The following is a 21,413-nucleotide window of genomic DNA, read 5'->3' as shown; positions in this document are numbered from 1 at the left end:
CACCTTCGCAGGAGTGACCATGAGCCAGCCTGAACAGCAGATGAGTATCGGCATGAACATCCTCGGCTTCGGCGCCCACGCCGCGGCCTGGCGCAAGGCCGAAGTGGCGGCCGACGCTTACCTGGACGTCGAGTATTACTGCAACATCGCGCGGATTTCCGAGCGCGGTTGCCTGGACGCGATCTTCCTCGCCGATGGCCCGGCCCTGGTCGGCGATGTCGCCCGGCAGCCGGTCGGGCGCCTGGAGCCGACGGTATTGCTGACCGCGGTGGCCCTGGCGACCCGGCATATCGGGGTGATCGCCACTGCGTCGAGCAGCTACAACGACCCGTACAACCTGGCCCGGCGCTTCAGTTCGCTGGACCATATCAGCGGCGGTCGCGCGGCCTGGAACGTGGTGACCAACGCCGGCGACGCCGCGGCGCAGAATTTCGGCCTGGCCGGCGCGCCACGGCATGTCGACCGCTATGCCCGGGCCGACGAGTTCATCGACGTCACCCTCAAGCTGTGGGACAGCTGGGAAGACCACGCGATCATCGGCGACGCCGGGAGCGGGCGCTTCGCCGATCCGGCGAAGGTCCATGCCATCGACTTCGTCGGCCAGCACTTTTCGGTCAAGGGCCCGCTGAACCTGCCGCGTTCGCCCCAGGGCCGGCCGGTGCTGGTCCAGGCCGGCTCGTCGGAAGGCGGCAAGGCCCTGGGCTCGCGTTACGCCGATGCGATCTTCACCACCCAGACCACTCTGGTGGACGGCCAGGCTTTCTATCAGGAAATGAAACAACGCGCGCGGCAGTGGGGGCGCAACCCCGAGCACCTGAAAATCATGCCGGGACTGTCCACGGTGATTGGCAGCACCGAGGCCGAGGCCCAGGCGCGTTTCGACCAGCTCAATGCCTATCACGGCGAAGAGGGCCTGTTGCAACAGGTCGCCTCGCGGGTAGGCCTGGCGGTCGAGGAGCTGGACCCGGACGCGCCCTTGCCGTGGCAGCGGATCGGCCCGATCGAAGAGTTCGAGCGTGGCTCCCATGGTTTCCTCGAAGCCCAGTTGAACCTGGCGCGCCGGGAAAACCTCAGCATTCGCGAATTGTCGCGCCGCATCCTGGTGGGCCACCGCCTGCTGGTGGGCACCCCGGAGCAGGTGGCCGACAGCCTGGAACACTGGTTCCGCGCCGGCGCCGCCGACGGCTTCAACATCATGCCGGACGTGTTCCCGTCCGGGGTCGAGGCCTTCGTCGACCACGTGGTGCCGCTGCTGCAAAAACGCGGGGTGTTTCGCCGCGAATACCGTGGCAGCACCTTGCGCGAACACCTCGGCCTGCCGTATCCGGCCAGCCAGTACCAGCAGGCGGCCGTCGCCGTTTGAACCCATCCATCACCGACCCGGACAGACCATGGACTACCGCACACTTGGCAACAGCGACCTGAAGGTCAGCGCACTCGGCCTCGGCAGCATGACCTGGGGCCACCAGAACAGCGAGGCCGAGGCCCATCTGCAACTCGACGAGGCCCTGGCCCACGGCGTCAACCTGATCGACACCGCGGAGATGTACCCGACCCCGACCCATGCCGAGACCTGGGGCAGCACCGAACGCTTTATCGGCAGTTGGCTGGCCAGCCGTGGGCGCCGCGATTCCATCGTCCTGGCCAGCAAGATCATCGGCCCGGCGCGCCAACCGGGGGCTGGGGCGCATATCCGCGACGGCCTGACCCGCCACGACCGGCACAACCTAGTCCAGGCCCTGGACGGCAGCCTCAAGCGCCTGCGCACCGACTACCTGGACCTGTACCAGCTGCACTGGCCGGACCGCACCACCAATATCTTCGGCCAGCGCGAATACCCCTATGTCGACGACCCCGAGGCGATTGCCATCGGCGAGACGTTGGGCGTGCTCGCCGAACAGGTGGCGGCGGGCAAGATCCGCCATATTGGCGTGTCCAACGAAACCCCGTGGGGCGTCGCGCAGTTCCTGCGCCAGGCCGAGATCCTCGGCTTGCCGCGGATCGTCAGCATCCAGAATCCCTACAGCCTGCTCAATCGCCTGTACGAGGGCGGGCTCTCGGAGTTCAGCCACCGCGAAGGCGTCGGCCTGCTGGCCTATTCGCCGCTGGCGTTCGGCGCGCTGACCGGCAAGTACCTGGGCGGGGCGCGGCCAGAGGGTTCGCGCCTGTCGTCGGTGTACCGCAGCTTCAACCGCTACGACAGCCCGAGCGCGCAACAGGCGATCGCAGCCTATGTCGAGCTGGCCAAGGAGCTGGCGGTGAGCCCGGCGCAACTGGCCCTGGCCTATGTGCTGGGCAAGCCCTTTGTCAGCAGCGCGCTGACCGGGCAGACCTCGCTGACCCAGTTGCGGGAAAACCTCGGGGCCCTGGCACTGCGCCTGGATGCCCAGGCGCTGGCGCGCATTGAGCAGATCCACGCGGCAATCCCCAACCCGGCGCCCTGAGCGCCCACTTTCAGCCTGTGGAGGTGCCTATGGCGCCCATCAATCAAAGCACGCCGGCGCCGGTCGGCCTGATCCAGGCCGTGCCCTTGTTCGCCGCCCGGCGCCCGCGGGTTCGCGCCTGGGTGGCGCGGCCGGGGCTGCTGCTGGCCGGGCTGTTCGTGGTCCTGCTGCTGATCGCCGCGTTGCAACCGGCCTGGCTGGTGGCCGGCGATCCGCTGGCGGCCAATGCCCGCGAGGCGTTTCGCGCCCCGGACAGCCTGTACTGGCTGGGCACCGACGAGAACGGCCGGGACATCCTCACCCGGCTGGTCTACGCCGTGCGTCCCTCCCTGGTGCTGGGGCTGGCGGCGACCGCCATCGGCCTGCTGGTCGGCACGCTGTTCGGCCTGCTCGCCGGCCTCGGCTCGCGCTGGCTGGACGGCGCGGTGATGCGCCTGGTGGATGTGCTGCTGGCGTTTCCCGACTTGTTGCTGGCCCTGGTGATCATCACCTTTTTCGGCCAGGGCCAGCTCAACACCATCATTGCCGTGGGCATCGCCAGCGTGCCGCGCTACGCCCGGCTGGTCCGCGCGCAAACCCTGGTGGTGCGCGGCGCGGCCTATGTCGAGGCGGCGACCACCCTGGGGCTCGGGCGCAGCGCGGTGATCGCCCGGCATGTGCTGCCGAATGCGATCAAGCCGATCCTGATCCTGGCCACCATCGGCATCGGCGGCAACATAGTCGCCGGCGCGGCCCTGAGCTTTCTCGGCTTTGGCGCGGCGCCACCGGCGCCGGAGTGGGGCGGCATGCTCGCCATCGGCCGCAATTACCTGGGCAACGCCGGCTGGCTGGTGGCCTGGCCGGCCCTGGCCATCACCTTGACCGTGGTGTCGATCAGCGCGATCGGCCGCGAACTGCTGCGGCGCAGCGAAGGAAAACACCTATGAACCTTATTCCAGAAGGCCCCGAGCCGCTGATCCGGGTCACCGACCTGCAGGTGCGCTTCGGCGCCCAGGCCGCGCCCACGCTCAAGGGCATCAGCTTCGAACTGCGGCGCGGCGAATGCCTGGCCCTGGTGGGCGAATCCGGCTCGGGCAAGAGCGTCACCTCGCGCACCCTGGCCGGGCTGACCGGGGCCAACGCGCTGATCCAGGCCAGCCGCCTGGAGTTCGCCGGGCAGGACCTGCGGCGCTTCGACGAGCGCGCCTGGCGCCGGATACGCGGGGCGCAGATCGGCTTTGTCATGCAGGACGCCCTCGGCTCCCTCGACCCGCTGCGCCCGGTGGGCAAGGAAATCGCCGAGCCCCTGGAACTGCACAGCGCGCTGGACCGGGCGCAGCGCCAGGCGCGGGTGCTCGAACTGCTGCGCGCGGTGGGGGTGCCCGAGCCCGAGCTGCGCGCCCGCCAATACCCGTTCCAGCTCTCCGGCGGCCTGCGCCAACGGGCGCTGATCGCCTCGGCGATTGCCTGCAATCCACGGCTGCTGATCGCCGACGAGCCGACCACCGCCCTGGATGCCACGGTGCAGGCCCAGGTCCTCGGCCTGCTGGAATCCCTGCGCGGCGACAGCACCGCGATGCTGATCGTCAGCCACGACCTGGCGGTGGTGTCGCGCCTGGCCAACCGGGTGGCGGTGATGCACAACGGAGTGATCGTCGAGCAGGGCAGCGTCGAGGAGGTCCTGCACGATCCGCGGCATCCCTACACCCAGTTCCTGTTGCGCGCGGGCAGGGCGGTGCACTTTCGCCGTCCCGCGCCAAGCCCGCGGCCGATCCTGAGCGCGGTGGCGCCGGCCGGGGCCGAGGCGCCGCCGCTGTTGCAGGTGGACAAATTGAGCAAGGCCTTCAAGGGCCCGGACGGGCGCCTGCGCACGGTGGTCGACGGGGTTTCCCTGCAACTGCGCCGGGGCCAGACCCTGGGCATAGTCGGCGAGTCCGGCTCGGGCAAGACCACCCTGACGCGGATGATCCTCGGCCTGGAGACCCCGGACAGCGGCGCCATCGAGCTGCTGGGCCAGCCCTGGCTGAGCCTGACGGATGCGCAGAAACGCCAGCTGCGGCGCAGCATCCAGGTGGTGTTCCAGGACCCGCTGAGTTCCTTCGACCCGCGCTACAGCGTGCAGCGGGTGCTGTTCGAAGCGTTGCAGGTGGCCGGGCATCCGCGCCGCGACTGGGCGCCCCAGGCCGCGGAGCTGCTGGGCCTGGTGCGCCTGGATGCGGCCTTGCTCGGCCGGCGCCCGCTCGAACTGTCCGGCGGCCAGCGCCAGCGGGTGGCCATTGCCCGCGCATTGGCGGCCGGGCCGCAGATCCTGGTCTGCGACGAGCCGGTGTCGGCCCTCGACGTTTCGGTGCAGGCGCAGATCCTCGAACTGCTCGACGACCTCAAGCAACGCCTGGGCCTGGCCTGCCTGTTCATCTCCCACGACCTGGGGGTGATCAACCATGTCAGCGACGCGGTGCTGGTGATGAAGGACGGCCGGGTGGTGGAGGCCGGGCCGGTGCGCGAGGTGTTCGATCATCCGCAGCATCCCTACACCCTGGCCTTGCTCGACGCGATTCCACACCTGGAAAGCGGCCGGCGCACGTCCTTCGAATTTCTCAAGCTGGCGATCTGAGCCATGGCCCCAGCGCCGGCGCTGCCGCTGTGTTTTGCCTCGGCCGGGGCCTGAGGCCCCCGGTCATCAGCCACCACCAGCAGGCAGGAGTCGAGATGGAGAATATTGCCCAGGTCATCAACCCCGACGATTACCTCGAGACCGAGTTCGGCCGCGAGTTCACGCCCGAGCGCAACAAGCAGGCCTGGGCCTTGGCGTATGCGCGGCTGGAAACGGAGCTGTCGAGGGCCGCCGCGGGGGCCCGCTTGTATGTGGTCATGGGCGTGCAGGGCGCGGGCAAGTCGCGCTGGGTCGCGGAGAATGCCGAGCGCCTCGGCGCCCGGGCGATCGTCTTCGACGCGGCCTTGCCCGCCCGGCGGCATCGCCAGCGCTTGCTGGCGCTGGCCCGGCAGTACGCGGTGCCGGCCATCGGCGTCTTCGTCCGCGCGTCCCTGGAACAGGCGCTGTCGCGCAATGCACGGCGCGCCTCGGACAAGCGCGTGCCCGAAGCCGCGCTGAAAAGTGTCTTCGCCATGCTCGAACCGCCCTGCGAGGCAGAGGGTTTCCTGCGGGTGGAAGCGGCGGGCGAGGGCGACCTCGCCTGAGGCGCCGACGGCGCTGTTGCTCAGCCAACAGCGGCCGAACAGATTGTTTGCCTGCCACCTGGGCAGCGCCGGCCACAGTGCCGGTTTACGGGTTGGAAAACCCGGCATGCCTTGTGCAATAGCCTGGTTCCCGGACCCAAGGCCTATCAGCACCCATGCGAGAACCCGCCCAGCCTCTGCAATTGCACAGCCCGCGACCCAGGTCGCCCAGGATCTATCCCCCCATCGCTCCCGCCACCCTTTGCAGCCTGTAACAAAATCGCCATCTAACCCCGAATTTCGCACAAGGAAATGCCATGAGCAGCTTATCCGCTGTACCCGAACGCCCGATTGTCTCGGTGGAACAACTCAATGCCCGGGCCGACCGGCTGTTGCCGGAGATCGCCCAGGGCGCCGCGCAACGCGAGCGCGAACGACAGTTGCCGTTCGACGCGGTGGCGCAGATTGCCAAGGCGGGATTTTTCACCTGCCGGATTCCCGGGCGCTACGGCGGCGCGGGCGGCTCGGTCAAGGAACTGATCGCGCTGCTGATCCGCATCGCCGCGGTGGACTCCAACGTGGCCCAGGCGCTGCGCCCGGGTTTCGGCTTCGTCGAGGGCTTGCTGGCCTCCCGGGCCGAGGGCGCGGAGGCCGAGCGCGAGCGCTGGTTCGAGCGTTACCTGCAGGGCGCGGTGCTGGGCAACGCCGGCTGGGAAGTCGGTGGCGCCAACGGCACGATCAGCGCGCGCATCGTTCGCGACGGCGCCCATTACCGGGCCAGCGGCAGCAAGTACTACAGCACCGGGTCGCTGTATGCCGACTGGGTCAGCGCGGTGGCCCTGGACGAGAACGACCAGCCGGTGTCCTTCGTCCTGCCCCGCGATCGCCAGGGCCTGGAGCTGCTGGACGACTTCGACGCCATGGGGCAGCGGCTGACCGCCAGCGGCACCACCCACCTGCACAACGTACGGGTCCAGGCCGAGGAGATTCGCACCCGCACCGTGGAGGAGGGCAAGCGCACCATCGTCACGCCGTTCCTGCAGCTGTTCCTGGGGGCGGTGCAGGCCGGCATCGCGCGCAACGCGCTGGACGACGCGGTGGCCTTCGCCAATGAGCACGCGCGGCCGATCAAGCACAGCAGCGCCGCGCGCTCGGTGGACGATCCTTATGTCGAACTCAGCGTCGGCGACATCTCGGCCCGGGCCTTCAGCGCCGAAGCGGTGGTGCTGCGCGCGGCCGAGTCCATCGACCGCGCCTGGGCCGCCGATCTCGATCCGCAGGCGGTGGACCAGGCCGCAGTGGACGTGGCCCAGGCGCAATACATCGCCGCCGAGTCGGCGCTCAAGGCGGCGGAGCTGGTGTTCGACGTCGGTGGCGCCTCGACCACCGGCCGTGCCCATAACCTCGACCGCCACTGGCGCAACGCGCGCACCGTGGCCAACCACAACCCACGGCACTGGAAGGCCGCGGCGGTCGGCGCCTGGCAGCTCAAGGGCACGCCACCTCCGACCTCGGGCTTGTTCTGACAGGCCAGCCGTTCAATGGTCGACGACCGTGGACACCGCGCGCCTGCGCCTGGTCAGGCCACGGCCTGTGGGGTTGACCACGTCGTTGGCCGACATTGCCAGCCAGAAGCTGGCGCAGGCCGTGGGGTTTCAATGTATACACACAATAACGGCGGCCCGCAGGTCGGCGACCTTCAGTATCTGCGCCACCCTGGTCGATCGACGCCCGGCGCCATGAGCCAGGGGGCGCAGGGCAGCCAGCGGCGGGTGCCGATGATCATCGGCTGCGCGCTGTTCATGGAACTGATCGATGCCACCGCCGTGCTGACAGCCTTGCCGCAGATGGCCCGCGACTTCAATGAACCCAGTGTGCGGATGAACCTGGTGGTGTCCCTGTACCTGCTGGCGGTGGCGCTGTTCGTGCCGGTCAGTGGCTGGGCGGCGGACCGCTTCGGCCCGCGCCGGGTATTCGTCAGCGCCATCTTGCTGTTCACCCTGGCCTCGGTGGCCTGTGCCAGTGCCGGTTCGTTGCTGCAACTGTCGCTGGCGCGCATGGCCCAAGGCGCCGCCGGGGCGATGATGGTGCCGGTGGGGCAGGTGATACTGCTGCGCTGGTCGGCCCGGGACAACCTGCTGCGGGCCATGTCCTACCTGACCATTCCGGCGCTGATCGGCCCGGTGCTGGGGCCGCCCCTGGGCGGTCTGCTGGTGACCTTGCTGTCGTGGCAGTGGATATTCCTGATCAATGTGCCCATCGGCGTCCTCGGGGTGTTGCTGGTGCTGCGCTACATCCCCGACTATCCCGGCGCCCGCGGGCGGCCCCTGGATGGCGTGGGGCTGCTGCTCAGTGGCGTTGGCCTGGGCGGCCTGGTGTTTGGTTTCGAGGCGTTCGGCCACGGCCTGCTGGAACGGCAGTGGGCGCTGATGTTGATCGTCGCCGGGGTGCTCTGCGCCGCTTTGTACGTCAGGCACGCCAGGCGCGTGGCGCAGCCGTTGATCGACCTTTCGTTGCTGGGCATCCCGACCTTCCGCCTGAGTTTCTGGGGCGGCAACCTGCTGCGCATCGGCAGCGCCTCGCAGCCGTTCCTGCTGGTGCTGCTGTTCCAGCTGTGTTTCGGCCTCAATCCTTTGCAGGCCGGGCTCTTGAGTTTTGCCAGTGGCGCGGGGGCGTTCCTGATGAAGCTGCTGGCGGTGCGGATCGTCAGCCGCTTCGGCTTTCGCCGCACCCTGACGGTCAACGCGCTGCTTACCGGGCTGACGATAGCCGCCTGCGCCACTTTCGATATTGCAACGCCGTACTGGCTGGTGATCCTGCTACTGTTTGGCAGCGGCATCATCCGCTCCCTGCAGTTCAGTACCCTGGGCGCCTTGACCTACGCCGACGTTCCCGCCGAGCTGTCCAGCCGCGCCAGCAGCCTGGCGGCCATGACCATCCAGCTGAGCATGAGCCTGTCGGTGGGGGTCGCGGCGGCGTTGCTCAGCCTGGTCATGGCGCTGCGCGGCCACGCCGGCATCGCGGAAAGCGACGTGGCCCTGGTGATGCTGGTCGGCGGCGGGTTTTGCGCGTTGTCGGCGCTGGTGTTCCGCAGACTTTCGCCGGCGGCGGGCGCCGCCGTGTATACAGGAGATAACCGATGATCCGCCTCGCCCGTCCCACGGATGCGCCGGACATTGCCCAGGTGCAGATTCGCAGCTGGCAGCAGGCTTACCCTGGATTGATGCCTGACGATTACCTGGCTTCCCTGGACAACACCCAGGAGCAACGCCAGGGCTGGTGGCGACAGTCGATCGAACAGGGTTCGCCCGAGGTGTTCGACAATACGCGGGCCACAGGCTTCTACCGCAACGCCGGGCTGCGGGCCGACAACCGCTCGCGGCGGAGCATTTCCAGGGGGGGGCCGGACGCTGGAGGAAATCCGCTACCGGGCCACGCTTTGACCACCGTATTGCAACGGGCGCCAGCGCGCCCATTCTTGCCTGGAAGCTGCGCGGCCACAGGTTTTTTCCAGGCAACCATCGCTCATGAGTTCGTCTTCCTCGCCTTCGGGCGATCGCCACTACCGCCATTGGCAAGTCCGGCACCTGCCCGCCAGGCCGGCGGTTTCTACGCCCAGCTCAATGCGCGCGCGGCGTCCAGCTACTACGGCGCAAGCCGCACCGGGTGACCCGCGCATCCGGTGTTACCACGAGCACATTTTCCGTGCCCGACAGGCCCCGTCCTGGGGCGTTTTCACTCGCCGTCCTGGCTGCCGATCTTCTTCGCCAGCCTTACCGGACAAGTAAAAGCCAAGCGAATCAAGTACCTGTAAATCGGGCAGGGTCCTTGGCACGCAATGTGCTGTTTTGGCTATATGGATAATTGGATACAAAAATACAAAAGGTGCCGCCGATGAAATTTGCCCCAGCCTATACCGAGCGCCAGCCCGTGACCGCGGAGGAGGAGGCCTACAACTTTCTGTTGGAAGCGATCTGCAAAGGGCGCTTTCGCACCGGCGAGCGGCTGATCGCCGAGGACATCGCCAGCGAAATCAACATGAGCCGCATGCCGGTACGCGAAGCCTTCCGGCGCCTGGATGCCGATGGCCTGGTGACCCTGCGACCGAATCGCGGGGCCATCGTGCGTGGCCTGAACATCGACGAAATGCGCGAGGTCTTCGAAATGCGCAGTGCCCTCGAAGGCCTGGCGATCCGGGTGGCGGCGGGCAAGATCACCGAGCGTCATTTCAGCCATCTGGAGCGCCTGCTCGACGAGATGGACGACTACCGCGAAGACGGCGCGGAGTGGGTCAGCCGCCATCGCGCCTTCCATGAATACCTGTGCAGCCTGAGCGAACGCCCGCGGCTGATGCGGCAGATCTCGGCGCTGTATTCGGTGATCGAGCCGCACATGCGCCTGTGGCTGCAGCACGCCGACAAGCCCCGCAGCGCCCGTGACGAACATGCCTCGATCATTGCCGCGCTGCGTTCCGGCGATCCGGACAAGGCGGCGCAGGTGGTGTGCGAGCACATCGAAGGCACCATCCCGCGGCTGATCCAGTTCCTGGAGGCCCATCAGTAACCACGCACTGTTCGCCGGGCGCTTCACGCTTGAGGTGAACGCCATCCCCCCTTGCTACCCGACATGACTGGAGTAATGCCATGCACAAGCCTTGCGCGTCAGCTGCCGTTTTTACCTTGAGTCTGTGTTGTTCCCTGTGGGCGCAGGCCGCCCCCGAGTTACCGGAACGCCTGAGCAAGAGCGAGAAAATCGTCTACTGCTCCGGCATGGACTCGCCGCCGCTGGTGTCGTTCGACACGCAGCAGAAACCGGTGGGGTTGCAGGTGGACATGGGCGAGGCGATTGCCCAGCGCCTGGGCGGCAAGCAAGTCGAATGGCGCATCTCGCCGTTCGCCGGGCTGATCCCGGCGCTGCTGGCCCAGCAATGCGACATGATCGTCGACCAGCTGTTCGACAAACCCGAGCGCCGGGAAGTGATCGACATCGTCAATTTCATGTACTCCAGCCAGTCGATCGTGGTGCCCAAGGGCAACCCCAAGGCGGTGAACAGCCTGGAGGACCTGTCCGGGCTCAAGGTAGCGGTGAGCAACGGTTCGACCATCCGCATCCTGCTCGGCGCCGAGAACGACAAGCTGCTGGCGGCCGGCAAGCCACCGATGAAACTGGTGGTGTACAACGTCGACGCCGATGCCTTCCAGGCGCTGCGCATCAACCAGGTGGACGCCTTCGGCACCACGGTGGAGTCCGCCGGGCACTATCAGCAACTGGCCCCGGACCTGTTCCAGTCGGCGGTGCCGGCGTTCAACCGGATCCTCACCGGCTTCGGCGTGCGCAAGCAGGACCCGCAACTGAGCGCGGCGCTGAGCCAGGTTTTGCAGGACATGCGCACCGACGGCAGCTACGCCGCGCTGCTGGATAAATGGCACGTCGGCAGCGACAAACTGGACTGAGGGCGAGCTCGATGAACTTCAATTGGGACGTGTTCTGGCAGTACCTGTTGCTGCCCAGCGATGTCTATCTGACGGGGCTCGGGCTGACCTGTCTGATCAGCGTGTCGGCCATGCTCCTGGGCTGTGTGCTGGGGTTGCTGGCGGCGCTGATGAAGCTGTCGCGCAACCCGCTGTTGCAGTACCCGGTGCGCTTCTATGTGTGGCTGATGCGCGGCACGCCGCTGCTGGTGCAGATCGTGTTCCTGTACACCGCGCTGGCGGCCGGGGGGATTTTCCGCTTCGAGGACCTGGACCTGGGCTGGTTGGTGGTGCCGGGCAATATCCAGGCGGCGATCATCGCCCTGGGCCTCAACGAAGGCGCGTACATGGCCGAGATCATCCGCGCCGGCATCGGTGCGGTCGATAAAGGACAGTACGAAGCCGGGCGCTCCCTGGGCATGACCTTCCCCAAACTGATGCGGCGCATCGTGCTGCCCCAGGCGTTCCGGGTGATCGTCCCGCCGCTGGGCAACGAGTTCAACGTGATGCTGAAGAACACCACGCTGGTCAGCGTCATCGGCGTGCAGGAGCTGCTGCTCAGTACGCAGATGGTCACTTCGGCGACCTTCCGGGTGTTCGAGCTGTACCTGGTGGTCGCCATCTACTTCCTGGCGTTGACCACGCTCTGGGGCTTTTTCCAGCGTTGGCTGGAGAACCGCTTCGGCCAGTCCGACCGCCCGGCGCCGGCGGCCAGTCGTCTGTTCGGGCGTCACACCCTGAAACTGCTGAGGGGGCGTTGAACATGCCGCACATGAATGAAGAACTGGTCATCGAAGCCCTGGATATTCACAAGTCCTTCGGCGACCTGGAGATCCTCAAGGGCATCTCCCTGCAGGTCCGGCGCGGCGAAGTGGTGGTGCTGATCGGCGCCTCCGGCTCGGGCAAGACCACCTTTATCCGCTGCATCAATCTGCTGGAGGACATCCAGGCCGGGCAGATCCGCGTTGCCGGCCAGCCCATGGGCTACCGCACGCGGGCCGACGGCAGCCTGGTGCGCGATTCGGAACGCAACATCGCCCGCCAGCGCCGGGACATCGGCATGGTGTTCCAGCGCTTCAACCTGTTCCCGCACATGACCGCCCTGGAAAACATCATCGAAGCGCCAATCCACGTCCTGGGCGTGTCGCGCGCCGCGGCCGAGGAACAGGCGCGGGCGCTGCTCAAGCGCGTGGGGCTGGCGGAGAAGGCGGGGCACTATCCTTCAATGTTGTCGGGCGGCCAGCAACAGCGGGTGGCCATCGCCCGGGCGCTGGCGATGAAGCCCCAGGCGATGCTGTTCGACGAACCGACCAGCGCCCTCGACCCGGAGACGGTGGGCGAAGTGCTGCAAGTGATGAAGGAGCTGGCGGAGGAGGGCATGACCATGGTGGTGGTCACCCACGAAATGGGCTTTGCCCGCGAGGTCGCCGACCGGGTGGTGGTGCTCGATCAAGGTGAACTGATCGAGCAGGGCCCGCCCGAGCAGATTTTCAGCCAGCCACGCCACGCCCGGACCCGGGCCTTTCTCAGCCGGGTGTTGTGAACCCGAACCCTCAATATGTGTGTGAGACCTGCCATGTTCGAATTTTCTGCCCATGAGTACCCCTACGCCTCCCAGCGGCAAAGCGTGTTCGCCAAGCGCGGCATGGTCGCCGCGTCCCAGCCCTTGGCCGCCGAGGCCGGCATTGAAATCATGCGTCGCGGTGGCAACGCCATCGACGCCGCGATCGCCACGGCGGCGGCCTTGACCGTGGTCGAGCCCACGGGATGCGGCATCGGTGGCGACGCCTTTGCCCTGGTCTGGACCCAGGACAAACTGCACGGCCTCAACGCCAACGGCGTGGCGCCCCAGGCCCTGAGCATCGAGGCGGTGAAAGCCGCTGGTCATGAACAGATGCCCTTGCACGGCTGGACGCCCGTGACGGTTCCCGGTTGCCCCTCGGCCTGGGCCGAGCTTTCCAGGCGTTTCGGCCGCCTGCCATTCGCCGACCTGTTGCAACCCGCCATCAGCCTGGCGCGCGACGGTTTCCCGGTGTCGCCGGTGGTTGCCCTGCAATGGCAAAGCGCGCTGGAGAACTTCACCCCGAGCCGCAACACCGTGCTCGACAGTTGGTTCGACACCTATCTGATCGACGGCCGGGCACCGCGGGCCGGGGAAATGTTTCGCAATCCGGCGCAAGCCCGGACCCTGGCGGAACTGGCCGCCACCGGCTGCGAGAGCTTCTATCGAGGGGCCCTGGCGCAACGCCTGGACCAGCATTCGCGGGCCACCGGCGGTTATCTGCGTGCCAGCGACCTCAAGGATTACCGCGCCCAGTGGGTCGAGCCGATCAAGGTCAACTATCGCGGCGTGGACGTCTGGGAGATTCCGCCGAGCGGCCAGGGGCTGGTGGTATTGATGACCCTGAAGATTCTCGAAGGCTTCGACTTCGATCATCGCGACAGCCAGCAGACCTGGCACCGCCAGCTCGAGGCGATGAAGCTGGCCTACAGCGACGGCCTGCACTACATCACCGACCCCGCGCATATGCGGGTCGCGGTGGAGGACCTGCTCAGCGACCGTTATGCGGCCCAGCGCCGGGCGCAGATCGGCGAACAGGCGCAGGCCCCGCAGCCGGGCGACCCGCACGCCAGCGGCACGGTCTACCTGGCCAGCGCCGATGCCGAGGGCAACATGGTGTCGTTCATCCAGAGCAACTACCACGGCTTTGGCTCGGGCGTGGTGCTGCCCGACAGCGGCATCGCCCTGCAGAACCGTGGCGAAGAATTCAGCCTCGACCCCGCCCATGCCAACTGCCTGGCGCCCGGCAAGAAGACCTTCCACACCATCATCCCGGGGTTCCTCAGCAAGGGCGGCGTGCCCATGGGACCGTTTGGCGTGATGGGCGGCTACATGCAGCCCCAGGGGCATGTGCAGATGGTCATGAACCTGGTGGATTTCGGCCTCAACCCGCAGGCGGCCCTGGATGCGCCGCGCTGGCAATGGCTGGGCGGGCTGCAAGTGGGGATCGAACAGAACGCCTCGCGGGACATGACCGCCGCCCTGGCGCGTCGCGGGCACGAGGTCCAGGTGGCCTGCGACCTGACCAGCTACGGGCGCGGGCAGATCATTCTGCGCGACCCGCAAACCGGCGTGCTGTGCGGCGGCACCGAACCGCGCACGGATGCGCATATCGCGGTGTTTTGAGCCACGGGGGGCGGGCGCGGGCGTTTGTCCTCGCCGCGTTCCCGGCCGGCCCGGGCCGTCCTGTGGAGGCCGGATCCTCGACTAGACTCACGCGATCGATGGAAGCGAGCATGAGGTTCCGGTCATGGCAAAAAACAAAAAGGGCGCCGCCAAGGGCGCTCCCGCTGAACCTGCGAAACTGAACAAAAAAGACTACGAGGACCAGTTGCGCCGCTTGCATGTGGAGCTGGTCAAGTTGCAGGAGTGGGTGCGCGAAAAAGGCATCAAGATCTGCATCGTCTTCGAGGGACGCGACGGCGCCGGCAAGGGCGGGACCATCAAGGCCCTGACCGAGCGCCTGAGCCCGCGAGTGTTCCGGGTGGTGGCGCTGCCGGCACCGACCGACCGCGAAAAAAGCCAGATGTACCTGCAGCGCTACCTGCCGCACCTGCCGGCGGCGGGCGAAGTGGTGATCTTCGACCGCAGTTGGTACAACCGCGCGGGCGTCGAGCGGGTGATGGGCTTTTGCAGCGAAGAGCAGGCGGACGGCTTCCTCAAGGCGGTGCCGCTGGTGGAGCGGGCGATCGTCGATTCGGGCGTGATCCTGCTCAAGTACTGGCTGGAAGTCAGCCAGGAAGAACAGACCCGCCGCCTCGAAGCACGGATCAAGGACGGGCGCAAAATCTGGAAGCTGACGCCGATGGACGTCAAGTCATACAGCCGCTGGTATGACTATTCCCGTGCCCGCGACGCGATGTTCAAGGCCACCGACACCGAACATGGGCCCTGGCTGGTGGCCGACTCCAACGACAAGCGCCGCGCGCGTCTCAACATCATCAGCGACCTGCTCAGCCGCATTCCTTACAAGGAAGTACCACGGGAGAAAGTGGTGTTGCCCAAACGCCAGAAGCCGGGCGGCTATCGGGAATCGGACCATCCGCTGCGACGGGTTCCGCAGCAGTTCTGAGCGCCAGGCATCAGCCCGTCTACCCGCCAAGGACCAGCGTCCGATGAACCATTCGGGGTCTTCACCGCCCGTCCCGGAACCTGGCCGGATCGCCCGCCGGGATGCCGGCGACGAACAGCATCGCTGGAGCCGCTGGCTGCCGGGGCTGCGCATGCTGCGCGAATACCGCGTGGCCTGGTTGCGTCATGACTTCGTGGCCGGGCTGGTACTGACCACGGTGCTGGTGCCTGTCGGCATCGCCTACGCGGTGGCGTCGGGACTGCCCGGCATCTACGGCCTCTACGCGACCATCGTGCCGTTGCTCGCCTATGCGCTGTTCGGCCCCAGCCGGATCCTGGTACTGGGACCGGATTCCTCGCTGGCCGCGGTGATCCTCGCCGTGGTCCTGCCACTGTCCGGCGGTGACCCGCAGCGCGCGGTCGCCCTGGCGGGGATGATGGCGATCGTGGCCGGGGCGGTGTGCATCCTGGCCGGCATCGCGCGCCTGGGGTTTGTCACCGAGCTGCTTTCCAAGCCGATCCGCTACGGCTACATGAACGGCATCGCGCTGACGGTCTTGATCAGCCAGTTGCCGAAGTTCTTTGGTTTTTCGGTCGAGGCCAACGGGCCGCTGAGCAACCTGTGGGCCATCGCCACAGCGGTGCTGGAGGGCAAGACCAACTGGACCGCCTTCATGGTCGGCGCGGCGACCCTGGCGGTGATCCTGCTGTTCAAGAACAGTAAGCGGGTGCCGGGCATCCTGATCGCCGTCACCGCGGCGACCGTCGCTGTCGCGGTGCTGGACCTTGCGGCAACAGCCGGCGTGTCGGTCCAGGGCTCTCTGCCACAAGGCCTGCCGGCGTTCGCCATCCCCTGGATCAGCCGCGCCGATATCGGCCCGGTGCTGATCGGCGGCTGCGCGGTGGCCCTGGTTTCGTTCGCCGATACCAGCGTGTTGTCCCGTGTCTACGCGGCGCGGACCCACAGCTATGTCGATCCGAACCAGGAGATGGTCGGGCTTGGCGTGGCTAACCTGGCCGCCGGATTTTTCCAGGGTTTTGCCATCAGCAGCAGCTCCTCGCGCACCCCCGTGGCCGAGGCCGCCGGCGCCAGGACCCAGGTGAGCGGAGTCATAGGCGCCCTGGCCGTGGCCTTGCTGCTGGTGCTGGCCCCGAACCTGCTGGAGAGCCTGCCCACCAGCGCCCTGGCCGCGGTGGTGATCGCATCGGCCATCGGCCTGATCGAAGTCAGCGACCTGCGGCGGATTTATCGCATCCAGCAATGGGAGTGCTGGCTGTCCATCGTCTGCACCGTCGGCGTGGCCGCGCTGGGCGCGATCGAGGGCATCGGCCTGGCCATCGTGATTGCCGTCATCGAGTTCCTGTGGGATGGCTGGCGCCCTTACTCGGCGGTCCTGGGGCGGGCGGAAGGGGTCAAGGGTTATCACGACATCACGCGTTATCCCGACGCGCGCCTGATCCCCGGCGTGGTGCTGTTTCGCTGGGACGCCCCGTTGTTCTTCGCCAATGCCGAGCTGTTCCATGACCGGGTGCTGGACGCCGTGGCGGCCTCGCCAACGCCGGTGCGCTGGCTGGTGGTGGCGGCGGAACCGGTGACCAGCGTCGACGTGACGTCCGCCGACATGCTGGCGGAACTGGACGACACCCTGCACCAGGCCGGCATCAAGCTGTGCGTGGCCCAGATGAAAGACCCGGTCAAGGACAAGCTGAAGCGGTTCGGGCTGTTCGCACGCTTCGGCGAAGCGGCGTTCTTCCCAACCATCGGCGATGCCGTCGACAGCTACCTCGCGCAGCATCCGCTGGAGGGGGAAGGGCGCGAGGATCGCTGAGCGGCGGTGGCGCGACTCGGTGACAAAGTCGCGGGTGATCAGGTCCCGATCTTGACCAGGGCCTCGCCTTCCAGGGGCGACTCAGGCGAACCGCATCGACAGTTCCACGTCGCCACCGAAGGGCACGGACAGGTAGCCGCTGGCGGGCGAACGGACCCGGGCCAGGTAGTCCGGGCAGTAGTCCGTGTTGTCGGCGACGATCAGCGCGCCCGGCCGCAGGCGGCTTTCGACCAGGGCCAGGATATCGGCATACAGCGCCTTGGCGCCGTCGAGCAGGAGCAGGTCGATGGACTCGGGGAGATCGACCGCCAGGGTCTTGAGGGCGTCGCCCTCGCGGATTTCCACCAGGTCGGCCAGGCCGCCTTCGAGCAGGTGCTGGCGCGCCCGTTGCACCTTGGACGCCTCGAACTCGCTGCCGATCAGGCGGCCGCCGCCGTTGTCGCGGATGGCCGCCGCCAGGTGCAGGGTCGAGATGCCGAACGAGGTGCCGAACTCGACGATGTGCCGGGCCCGGGTGCTGCGCGCCAGCATGTACAGCAGCCCGCCGGTCTCGCGGGAAACGGGCAGCCAGAGGTCTTTCAGGTGGCCATAGAAATCCAGGTATTCGGTCTTGCTGTGCATCAGGCGCTCGCGTTCCTCGCGAGAGATGCCGGCGACGGCCGGGCTGATCGCCGTATTGGCCTGCTCGAACAGGCGATCGAGCCGGGGCGCGAGTGGGGAGGTGGTCAATGTGCTGGTCATGGGGGCATCCCGTCCGAAGTTGACGCCTTGCGGCGCGTGGCTAAAATGCGATCAATTCGTCGCATTCAGAGGATATGAGCAAGTGACCCCCTCCGCTATTCGCATTGGCTGCGGCCCTGTCGGGCCATCATGAGCAACCGCCGGACCCCGCAGGTTTCCTCGCGCAAAGCGCCTAAACAGGCACGCTCGACGGAGCTGGTGGCGGCGATCCTGGAAGCCGCTACTCAGGTTTTGGCCAAGGAAGGCGCGCAGCGCTTCACCACTGCGCGGGTGGCCGAGAAGGCCGGCGTCAGCATCGGTTCGCTGTATCAATATTTCCCGAACAAGGCGGCGATCCTGTTCCGCCTGCAAAGCGATGAGTGGCAACAGACCACAGAGATGCTGCGCAGCATCCTCGAAGAGGGTGGCAAAGCCCCGATGGAGCGGCTGCGGGTGCTGGTCCAGGTGTTTATCCAGTCCGAGTGCGAGGAAGCCAGGATGCGTGTGGCGCTCAACGACGCCGCGCCGCTGTACCGCGACGCCCCCGAAGCGCAGGCCGTGAAGGCGCAAGGAGAGAGGATCTTCCAGGCTTTCATGGAGGAGGCGCTGCCCGAGGCGCCGCAGGCAACCCGCGCCCTGGCCAGCGACTTGATCACCGCCACGCTCAGCAGCGTGGGCAAGGACTTTTCAGAAAGCCCGCGCACCGCCGCAGAGATCAAGACCTACGCCGACGCGATGGCAGACATGTTCTGCGCCTACCTCACGCAACTGGCGCGCCGCGCTGGCTGACCGGCAAAGCCGCGAGGTTGCCGGCCTGGCGCGCGCGGGCAAGCATCCTGACAAAGGCTTTATTCAGCCATCGGCAGCTGGGGTGAAACCACCCATGCGCTGCAAGGCAGCTGGTACAGCAACTGCTCTGCCGTGCTGCCGATCAGGCCCCCCAAGCCACCGCGATGGCCAACCCTGCCCATGACAATCACGTCGATGTCATAGGCTGCGACGTAACTGGCAAGGACCTTGGCCGGGCTGCCCATGATCATGTGCTGGCGTTCCGGCGCAATGCCGTTGCGTTCGGCCAGTTCGTCGAAGGCCGCGGCCTGCGCGTCGAACAGGGTCTTGGCCTTGCTTGTCGAGAAAAACGTCGAACTCTGGTCGAAGTTGAATTCGTCCGCGCCGATGGAGGACAGGTCATGGGCATAGACCACGTCGAGCTCGGCGTTGCAGGCGCTGGCCAGTTTGCTCGCCTCATGCAGTATCCGGTCGTTGAAGTCCTGGTACTGGTCATCGCGATGGAACGGGTCGACCGCCGCGACGATCTTGCGTGGCAATGCATGCTGTAGGTGGCTGACAAAATGCAGGGGCACCGGGCACTCGCGCAGCAAGTGGATATCCAGGGGCGTGAAGAACACCCTCGACAGCCGCGATTGATGCTCCAGGGCCTTGATCAGCAGGGCCATGGGCTGTTCTTTGAGGTGCGTCAGGATTTCCTGCAGCGGGCTTTCGACCCATATCACTTCAGTGGTGACGGTGACACCCAGTTTGCGCAGCGGCCGGGCCTGCTCTTCGAGCCACTGGCGATGGCGTTCGACATAACCCAGGCGCATCTGCTCCAGGGCCTGTTCGTTGACCAGGCTGGCCGTGGCCAGGCCTTCCAGGTAGTCGAAGGCGACGATGTGCAGGGCTGCGTCTTCGGCCCTGGCCAGGGCGGCGGCCCGATCGAAGGCGGGGCTGTTCTCCATCAGCGGCGAGGCGACCAGCATGAAACGTGATTGCTCGGACATGACGACTCTCCCAGGAGTAATTGACGGCAACGCGTCCGCGGCGGCCCGCTGCCCGGTACGCCACGGGGCGCGGGTTTTACAGGTGGAGGCGATGGATGACCTGGTGGCTGTCGTCGGGATCGTGGCTCCGTTCGAACCCCAGGGCCCTGGCCAGGTCGCGCATGGAGACGTTGCTGGCGGCGTCGACCGAATACATCTGGCGAAAGCCGTTCTTGCGGGCAGCCTTGATCAGATGCTCCATCAATAGAGTTCCCAGGCCCAGGTGCGTCCATTCGTCGGCGACGGTTACTGCGCATTCGCATTCGTGCTCCCCCGTGGCGGCGTAGCGGCTGATGCCGATCTCGACCAGTTGTCCATTCTCGTGAGCCAGCGCGACGTAGGCCATGTGCTGCTTGCCGTCGGTGTGCATCAACTGATCGAGCAGGGCGCCACTGGGGTCGCTGATCTGGGCGAGGAAACGCAGGTGCCTGGATTCGGGAGACAGGCGCCGGATAAAGGCGTACTCCCGCGCGCGGTCCTTTTCCGCCAGTGGCCGGATCAGCACATGGTGGCCGTCCTTCAGCGTTTCGATCCAGTGTTCTCCGGGGACCGCGGCGTAGACGGCGGCGGCCCGTTCGTTGTGGTTTTTGACAGTGAGCATGATGGGGTTCTCCATATGGCCGACAGGGGCCGCGCGGCAGGGCACACGCGGTTCGCTTCGTTTTACCCTGCTGATGACAGGCGGATCTGATCTGGATCAGACACCGGCGACAGGTGTCGCTCATCGAGTGGGATCTGATGTACCTCAAGGTGCGGATCGACCGCTTGATCGGCAGCACGACCGAACGGGCGCTGTACTCGGTGCCGGGCAGTATTCTGGCGGTCAGGTGAGCGGCCCGGGCGTCACGGCGTGAGCACGATCGCCCCGTTGAACTGACCGGCCCGCAGGCGCGCCAGGGCCTGATTGGCATTCTCCAGGGCGAAGCAGGTGACGTCGCAGTGGACGGGGGTGTGCTGCAATTCTGCGAAAAATGCGCTGCCGTCTTCTCGGGTCAGGTTGGCCACCGAGCGCACGCTGCGTTCGCCCCAGAGCAGTCGATAAGGGAATGCCGGGATATCGCTCATGTGGATGCCGGCGCAAATCACGCAGCCGCCCTTGACCGTGACCGCCAGCGCCGCCGGCACCAGCGAGCCGACGGGGGCGAAGATCAGGCTGGCATCGAGCGGGTGCGGCGGTGCTTGATCCGAGGGACCGGCCCAACGGGCCCCCAGCGACCGGGCATAGTCCTGGCCCGTGCGGTCACCGGGCCGGGTGAAGGCATACACCTGCTGCCCCCGGCCCAACGCCACCTGAGTCGCCAGGTGCGCCGCCGCTCCGAAACCGTAGAGGCCCAGGTGGCGCGCGTTCCCGGCCATCCGCAGCGCCCGAAAACCGATCAGTCCGGCACACAGCAACGGCGCGGCCTGGGTGGCCGAGAGCGCTTCGGGAATCGGCAGGCAGAAACGGGCGTCGGCGACCGTGTAGTCGGCGTAGCCGCCGTCCAGGTGACAGCCGGTAAATTGCGCCTGGTCGCACAGGTTTTCCCGGCCCGTGCGGCAGAATTCGCATTCGCCGCATGTCCAGCCGAGCCACGGGACGCCCACTCGCTGGCCGATCCAGCCGGGCGCGACGCCGGCGCCCACCGCGGTCACCTGGCCAACGATTTCGTGCCCCGGCACCCGTGGCAGCAACGCCTGGGGCAACTCGCCATCGACCAGGTGCAGGTCGGTGCGACAGACGCCGCAGGCCAGGACCTTGATCAGCAGTTGCCGGGGGGCGGGTGTCGGGACCGGGCGTTGTTCCTGTCGCAGCGGTTCGCCGGGGGTATGCAGGACCATGGCGCGCATGACGATTCTCCGGG

20 protein-coding genes are annotated in these 21,413 nt (G+C 67.0%); 16 read left to right on the top strand and 4 right to left on the bottom strand.

What is annotated here, in order from left to right:
* Positions 1-19 precede the first annotated feature (19 nt).
* From CRO75_RS28170 to CRO75_RS28100, 15 genes are all read left to right on the top strand, one after another.
* Positions 20-1,363: an LLM class flavin-dependent oxidoreductase gene (locus CRO75_RS28170; protein ID WP_097139612.1), complete on the top strand. Its 1,344-nt coding sequence runs from the start codon at positions 20-22 to the stop codon at positions 1,361-1,363.
* 28 nt (positions 1,364-1,391) lie between these two features.
* Positions 1,392-2,444 (top strand): NADP(H)-dependent aldo-keto reductase, encoded by a 1,053-nt coding sequence (locus CRO75_RS28165; RefSeq protein ID WP_097139610.1) that lies wholly within the window; start codon positions 1,392-1,394, stop codon positions 2,442-2,444.
* 29 nt (positions 2,445-2,473) lie between these two features.
* Positions 2,474-3,370, top strand: coding sequence for an ABC transporter permease (locus tag CRO75_RS28160; RefSeq protein WP_097139607.1), 897 nt, complete (start codon positions 2,474-2,476; stop codon positions 3,368-3,370).
* Positions 3,367-5,037 carry an ABC transporter ATP-binding protein gene (locus CRO75_RS28155; protein WP_097139605.1) on the top strand — a complete coding sequence of 557 codons (1,671 nt, stop codon included), beginning with the start codon at positions 3,367-3,369 and terminating at the stop codon, positions 5,035-5,037. The genes CRO75_RS28160 and CRO75_RS28155 overlap by 4 nt, the downstream gene beginning before the upstream one ends.
* 95 nt (positions 5,038-5,132) lie before the next feature.
* Positions 5,133-5,621, top strand: coding sequence for an AAA family ATPase (locus CRO75_RS28150; protein ID WP_097139603.1), 489 nt, complete (start codon positions 5,133-5,135; stop codon positions 5,619-5,621).
* Between the two features lie 296 nt (positions 5,622-5,917).
* On the top strand, positions 5,918-7,126 hold the full coding sequence (locus CRO75_RS28145) for an acyl-CoA dehydrogenase family protein (RefSeq protein ID WP_097139601.1): 1,209 nt from the start codon (positions 5,918-5,920) through the stop codon (positions 7,124-7,126).
* A 252-nt stretch (positions 7,127-7,378) separates the two neighbouring features.
* A complete protein-coding gene (locus CRO75_RS28140; protein WP_097139639.1) occupies positions 7,379-8,743 on the top strand; it encodes an MFS transporter in 1,365 nt (454 codons plus the stop codon).
* A complete protein-coding gene (locus CRO75_RS33380; protein WP_239990652.1) occupies positions 8,740-9,270 on the top strand; it encodes a hypothetical protein in 531 nt (176 codons plus the stop codon). The genes CRO75_RS28140 and CRO75_RS33380 overlap by 4 nt, the downstream gene beginning before the upstream one ends.
* A gap of 224 nt (positions 9,271-9,494) precedes the next feature.
* Positions 9,495-10,163 (top strand): GntR family transcriptional regulator, encoded by a 669-nt coding sequence (locus CRO75_RS28130; protein ID WP_085530874.1) that lies wholly within the window; start codon positions 9,495-9,497, stop codon positions 10,161-10,163.
* Positions 10,164-10,243: 80 nt separating this feature from the next.
* Positions 10,244-11,053 (top strand): ABC transporter substrate-binding protein, encoded by an 810-nt coding sequence (locus CRO75_RS28125; RefSeq protein ID WP_097139599.1) that lies wholly within the window; start codon positions 10,244-10,246, stop codon positions 11,051-11,053.
* A gap of 11 nt (positions 11,054-11,064) precedes the next feature.
* Entirely contained in the window at positions 11,065-11,832 is a 768-nt protein-coding gene (locus CRO75_RS28120; protein WP_085530872.1) for an amino acid ABC transporter permease, read from the top strand.
* Between the two features lie 2 nt (positions 11,833-11,834).
* The gene (locus CRO75_RS28115; RefSeq protein ID WP_062825873.1) at positions 11,835-12,614 is read left to right on the top strand and encodes an amino acid ABC transporter ATP-binding protein; all 780 of its coding nucleotides are present in this window, start codon (positions 11,835-11,837) and stop codon (positions 12,612-12,614) included.
* A gap of 33 nt (positions 12,615-12,647) precedes the next feature.
* Entirely contained in the window at positions 12,648-14,258 is a 1,611-nt protein-coding gene (locus tag CRO75_RS28110; protein ID WP_092418783.1) for a gamma-glutamyltransferase family protein, read from the top strand.
* A gap of 124 nt (positions 14,259-14,382) precedes the next feature.
* Positions 14,383-15,204, top strand: coding sequence for a polyphosphate kinase 2 (ppk2, locus tag CRO75_RS28105; RefSeq protein WP_097139597.1), 822 nt, complete (start codon positions 14,383-14,385; stop codon positions 15,202-15,204).
* Positions 15,205-15,247: 43 nt separating this feature from the next.
* Complete coding sequence (locus tag CRO75_RS28100; protein ID WP_097139595.1) at positions 15,248-17,032, top strand: SulP family inorganic anion transporter; 1,785 nt, start codon at positions 15,248-15,250, stop codon at positions 17,030-17,032.
* 81 nt (positions 17,033-17,113) lie between these two features.
* Here the strand turns inward: CRO75_RS28100 and CRO75_RS28095 are convergent, their stop codons facing one another.
* Positions 17,114-17,773, bottom strand: coding sequence for a class I SAM-dependent methyltransferase (locus CRO75_RS28095; RefSeq protein ID WP_097139593.1), 660 nt, complete (start codon positions 17,771-17,773; stop codon positions 17,114-17,116).
* Positions 17,774-17,902: 129 nt separating this feature from the next.
* On the opposite strand from CRO75_RS28095, the gene CRO75_RS28090 reads away from it, so the two are divergent.
* Positions 17,903-18,541 (top strand): TetR family transcriptional regulator, encoded by a 639-nt coding sequence (locus CRO75_RS28090; protein ID WP_097139590.1) that lies wholly within the window; start codon positions 17,903-17,905, stop codon positions 18,539-18,541.
* Positions 18,542-18,600: 59 nt separating this feature from the next.
* On the opposite strand, the gene CRO75_RS28085 is transcribed toward CRO75_RS28090, so the two are convergent.
* The 3 genes from CRO75_RS28085 to CRO75_RS28075 all read right to left on the bottom strand — a co-directional run bounded on the left by CRO75_RS28085 (position 18,601) and on the right by CRO75_RS28075 (position 21,399).
* Positions 18,601-19,533: a universal stress protein gene (locus tag CRO75_RS28085; protein WP_097139588.1), complete on the bottom strand. Its 933-nt coding sequence runs from the start codon at positions 19,531-19,533 to the stop codon at positions 18,601-18,603.
* Positions 19,534-19,609: 76 nt separating this feature from the next.
* The gene (locus tag CRO75_RS28080; protein WP_097139586.1) at positions 19,610-20,173 is read right to left on the bottom strand and encodes a GNAT family N-acetyltransferase; all 564 of its coding nucleotides are present in this window, start codon (positions 20,171-20,173) and stop codon (positions 19,610-19,612) included.
* Positions 20,174-20,415: 242 nt separating this feature from the next.
* The gene (locus CRO75_RS28075; RefSeq protein ID WP_097139584.1) at positions 20,416-21,399 is read right to left on the bottom strand and encodes a zinc-dependent alcohol dehydrogenase family protein; all 984 of its coding nucleotides are present in this window, start codon (positions 21,397-21,399) and stop codon (positions 20,416-20,418) included.
* Positions 21,400-21,413: the final 14 nt, after the last annotated feature.

Origin of the sequence: Pseudomonas sp. LAMO17WK12:I10, from assembly GCF_900215185.1 — a bacterium.
Classification (GTDB): domain Bacteria; phylum Pseudomonadota; class Gammaproteobacteria; order Pseudomonadales; family Pseudomonadaceae; genus Aquipseudomonas; species Aquipseudomonas chlororaphis.
The sequence above is the reverse complement of the archived record's forward strand: the minus strand, read 5'-3'. Positions and strand labels throughout refer to the sequence as shown.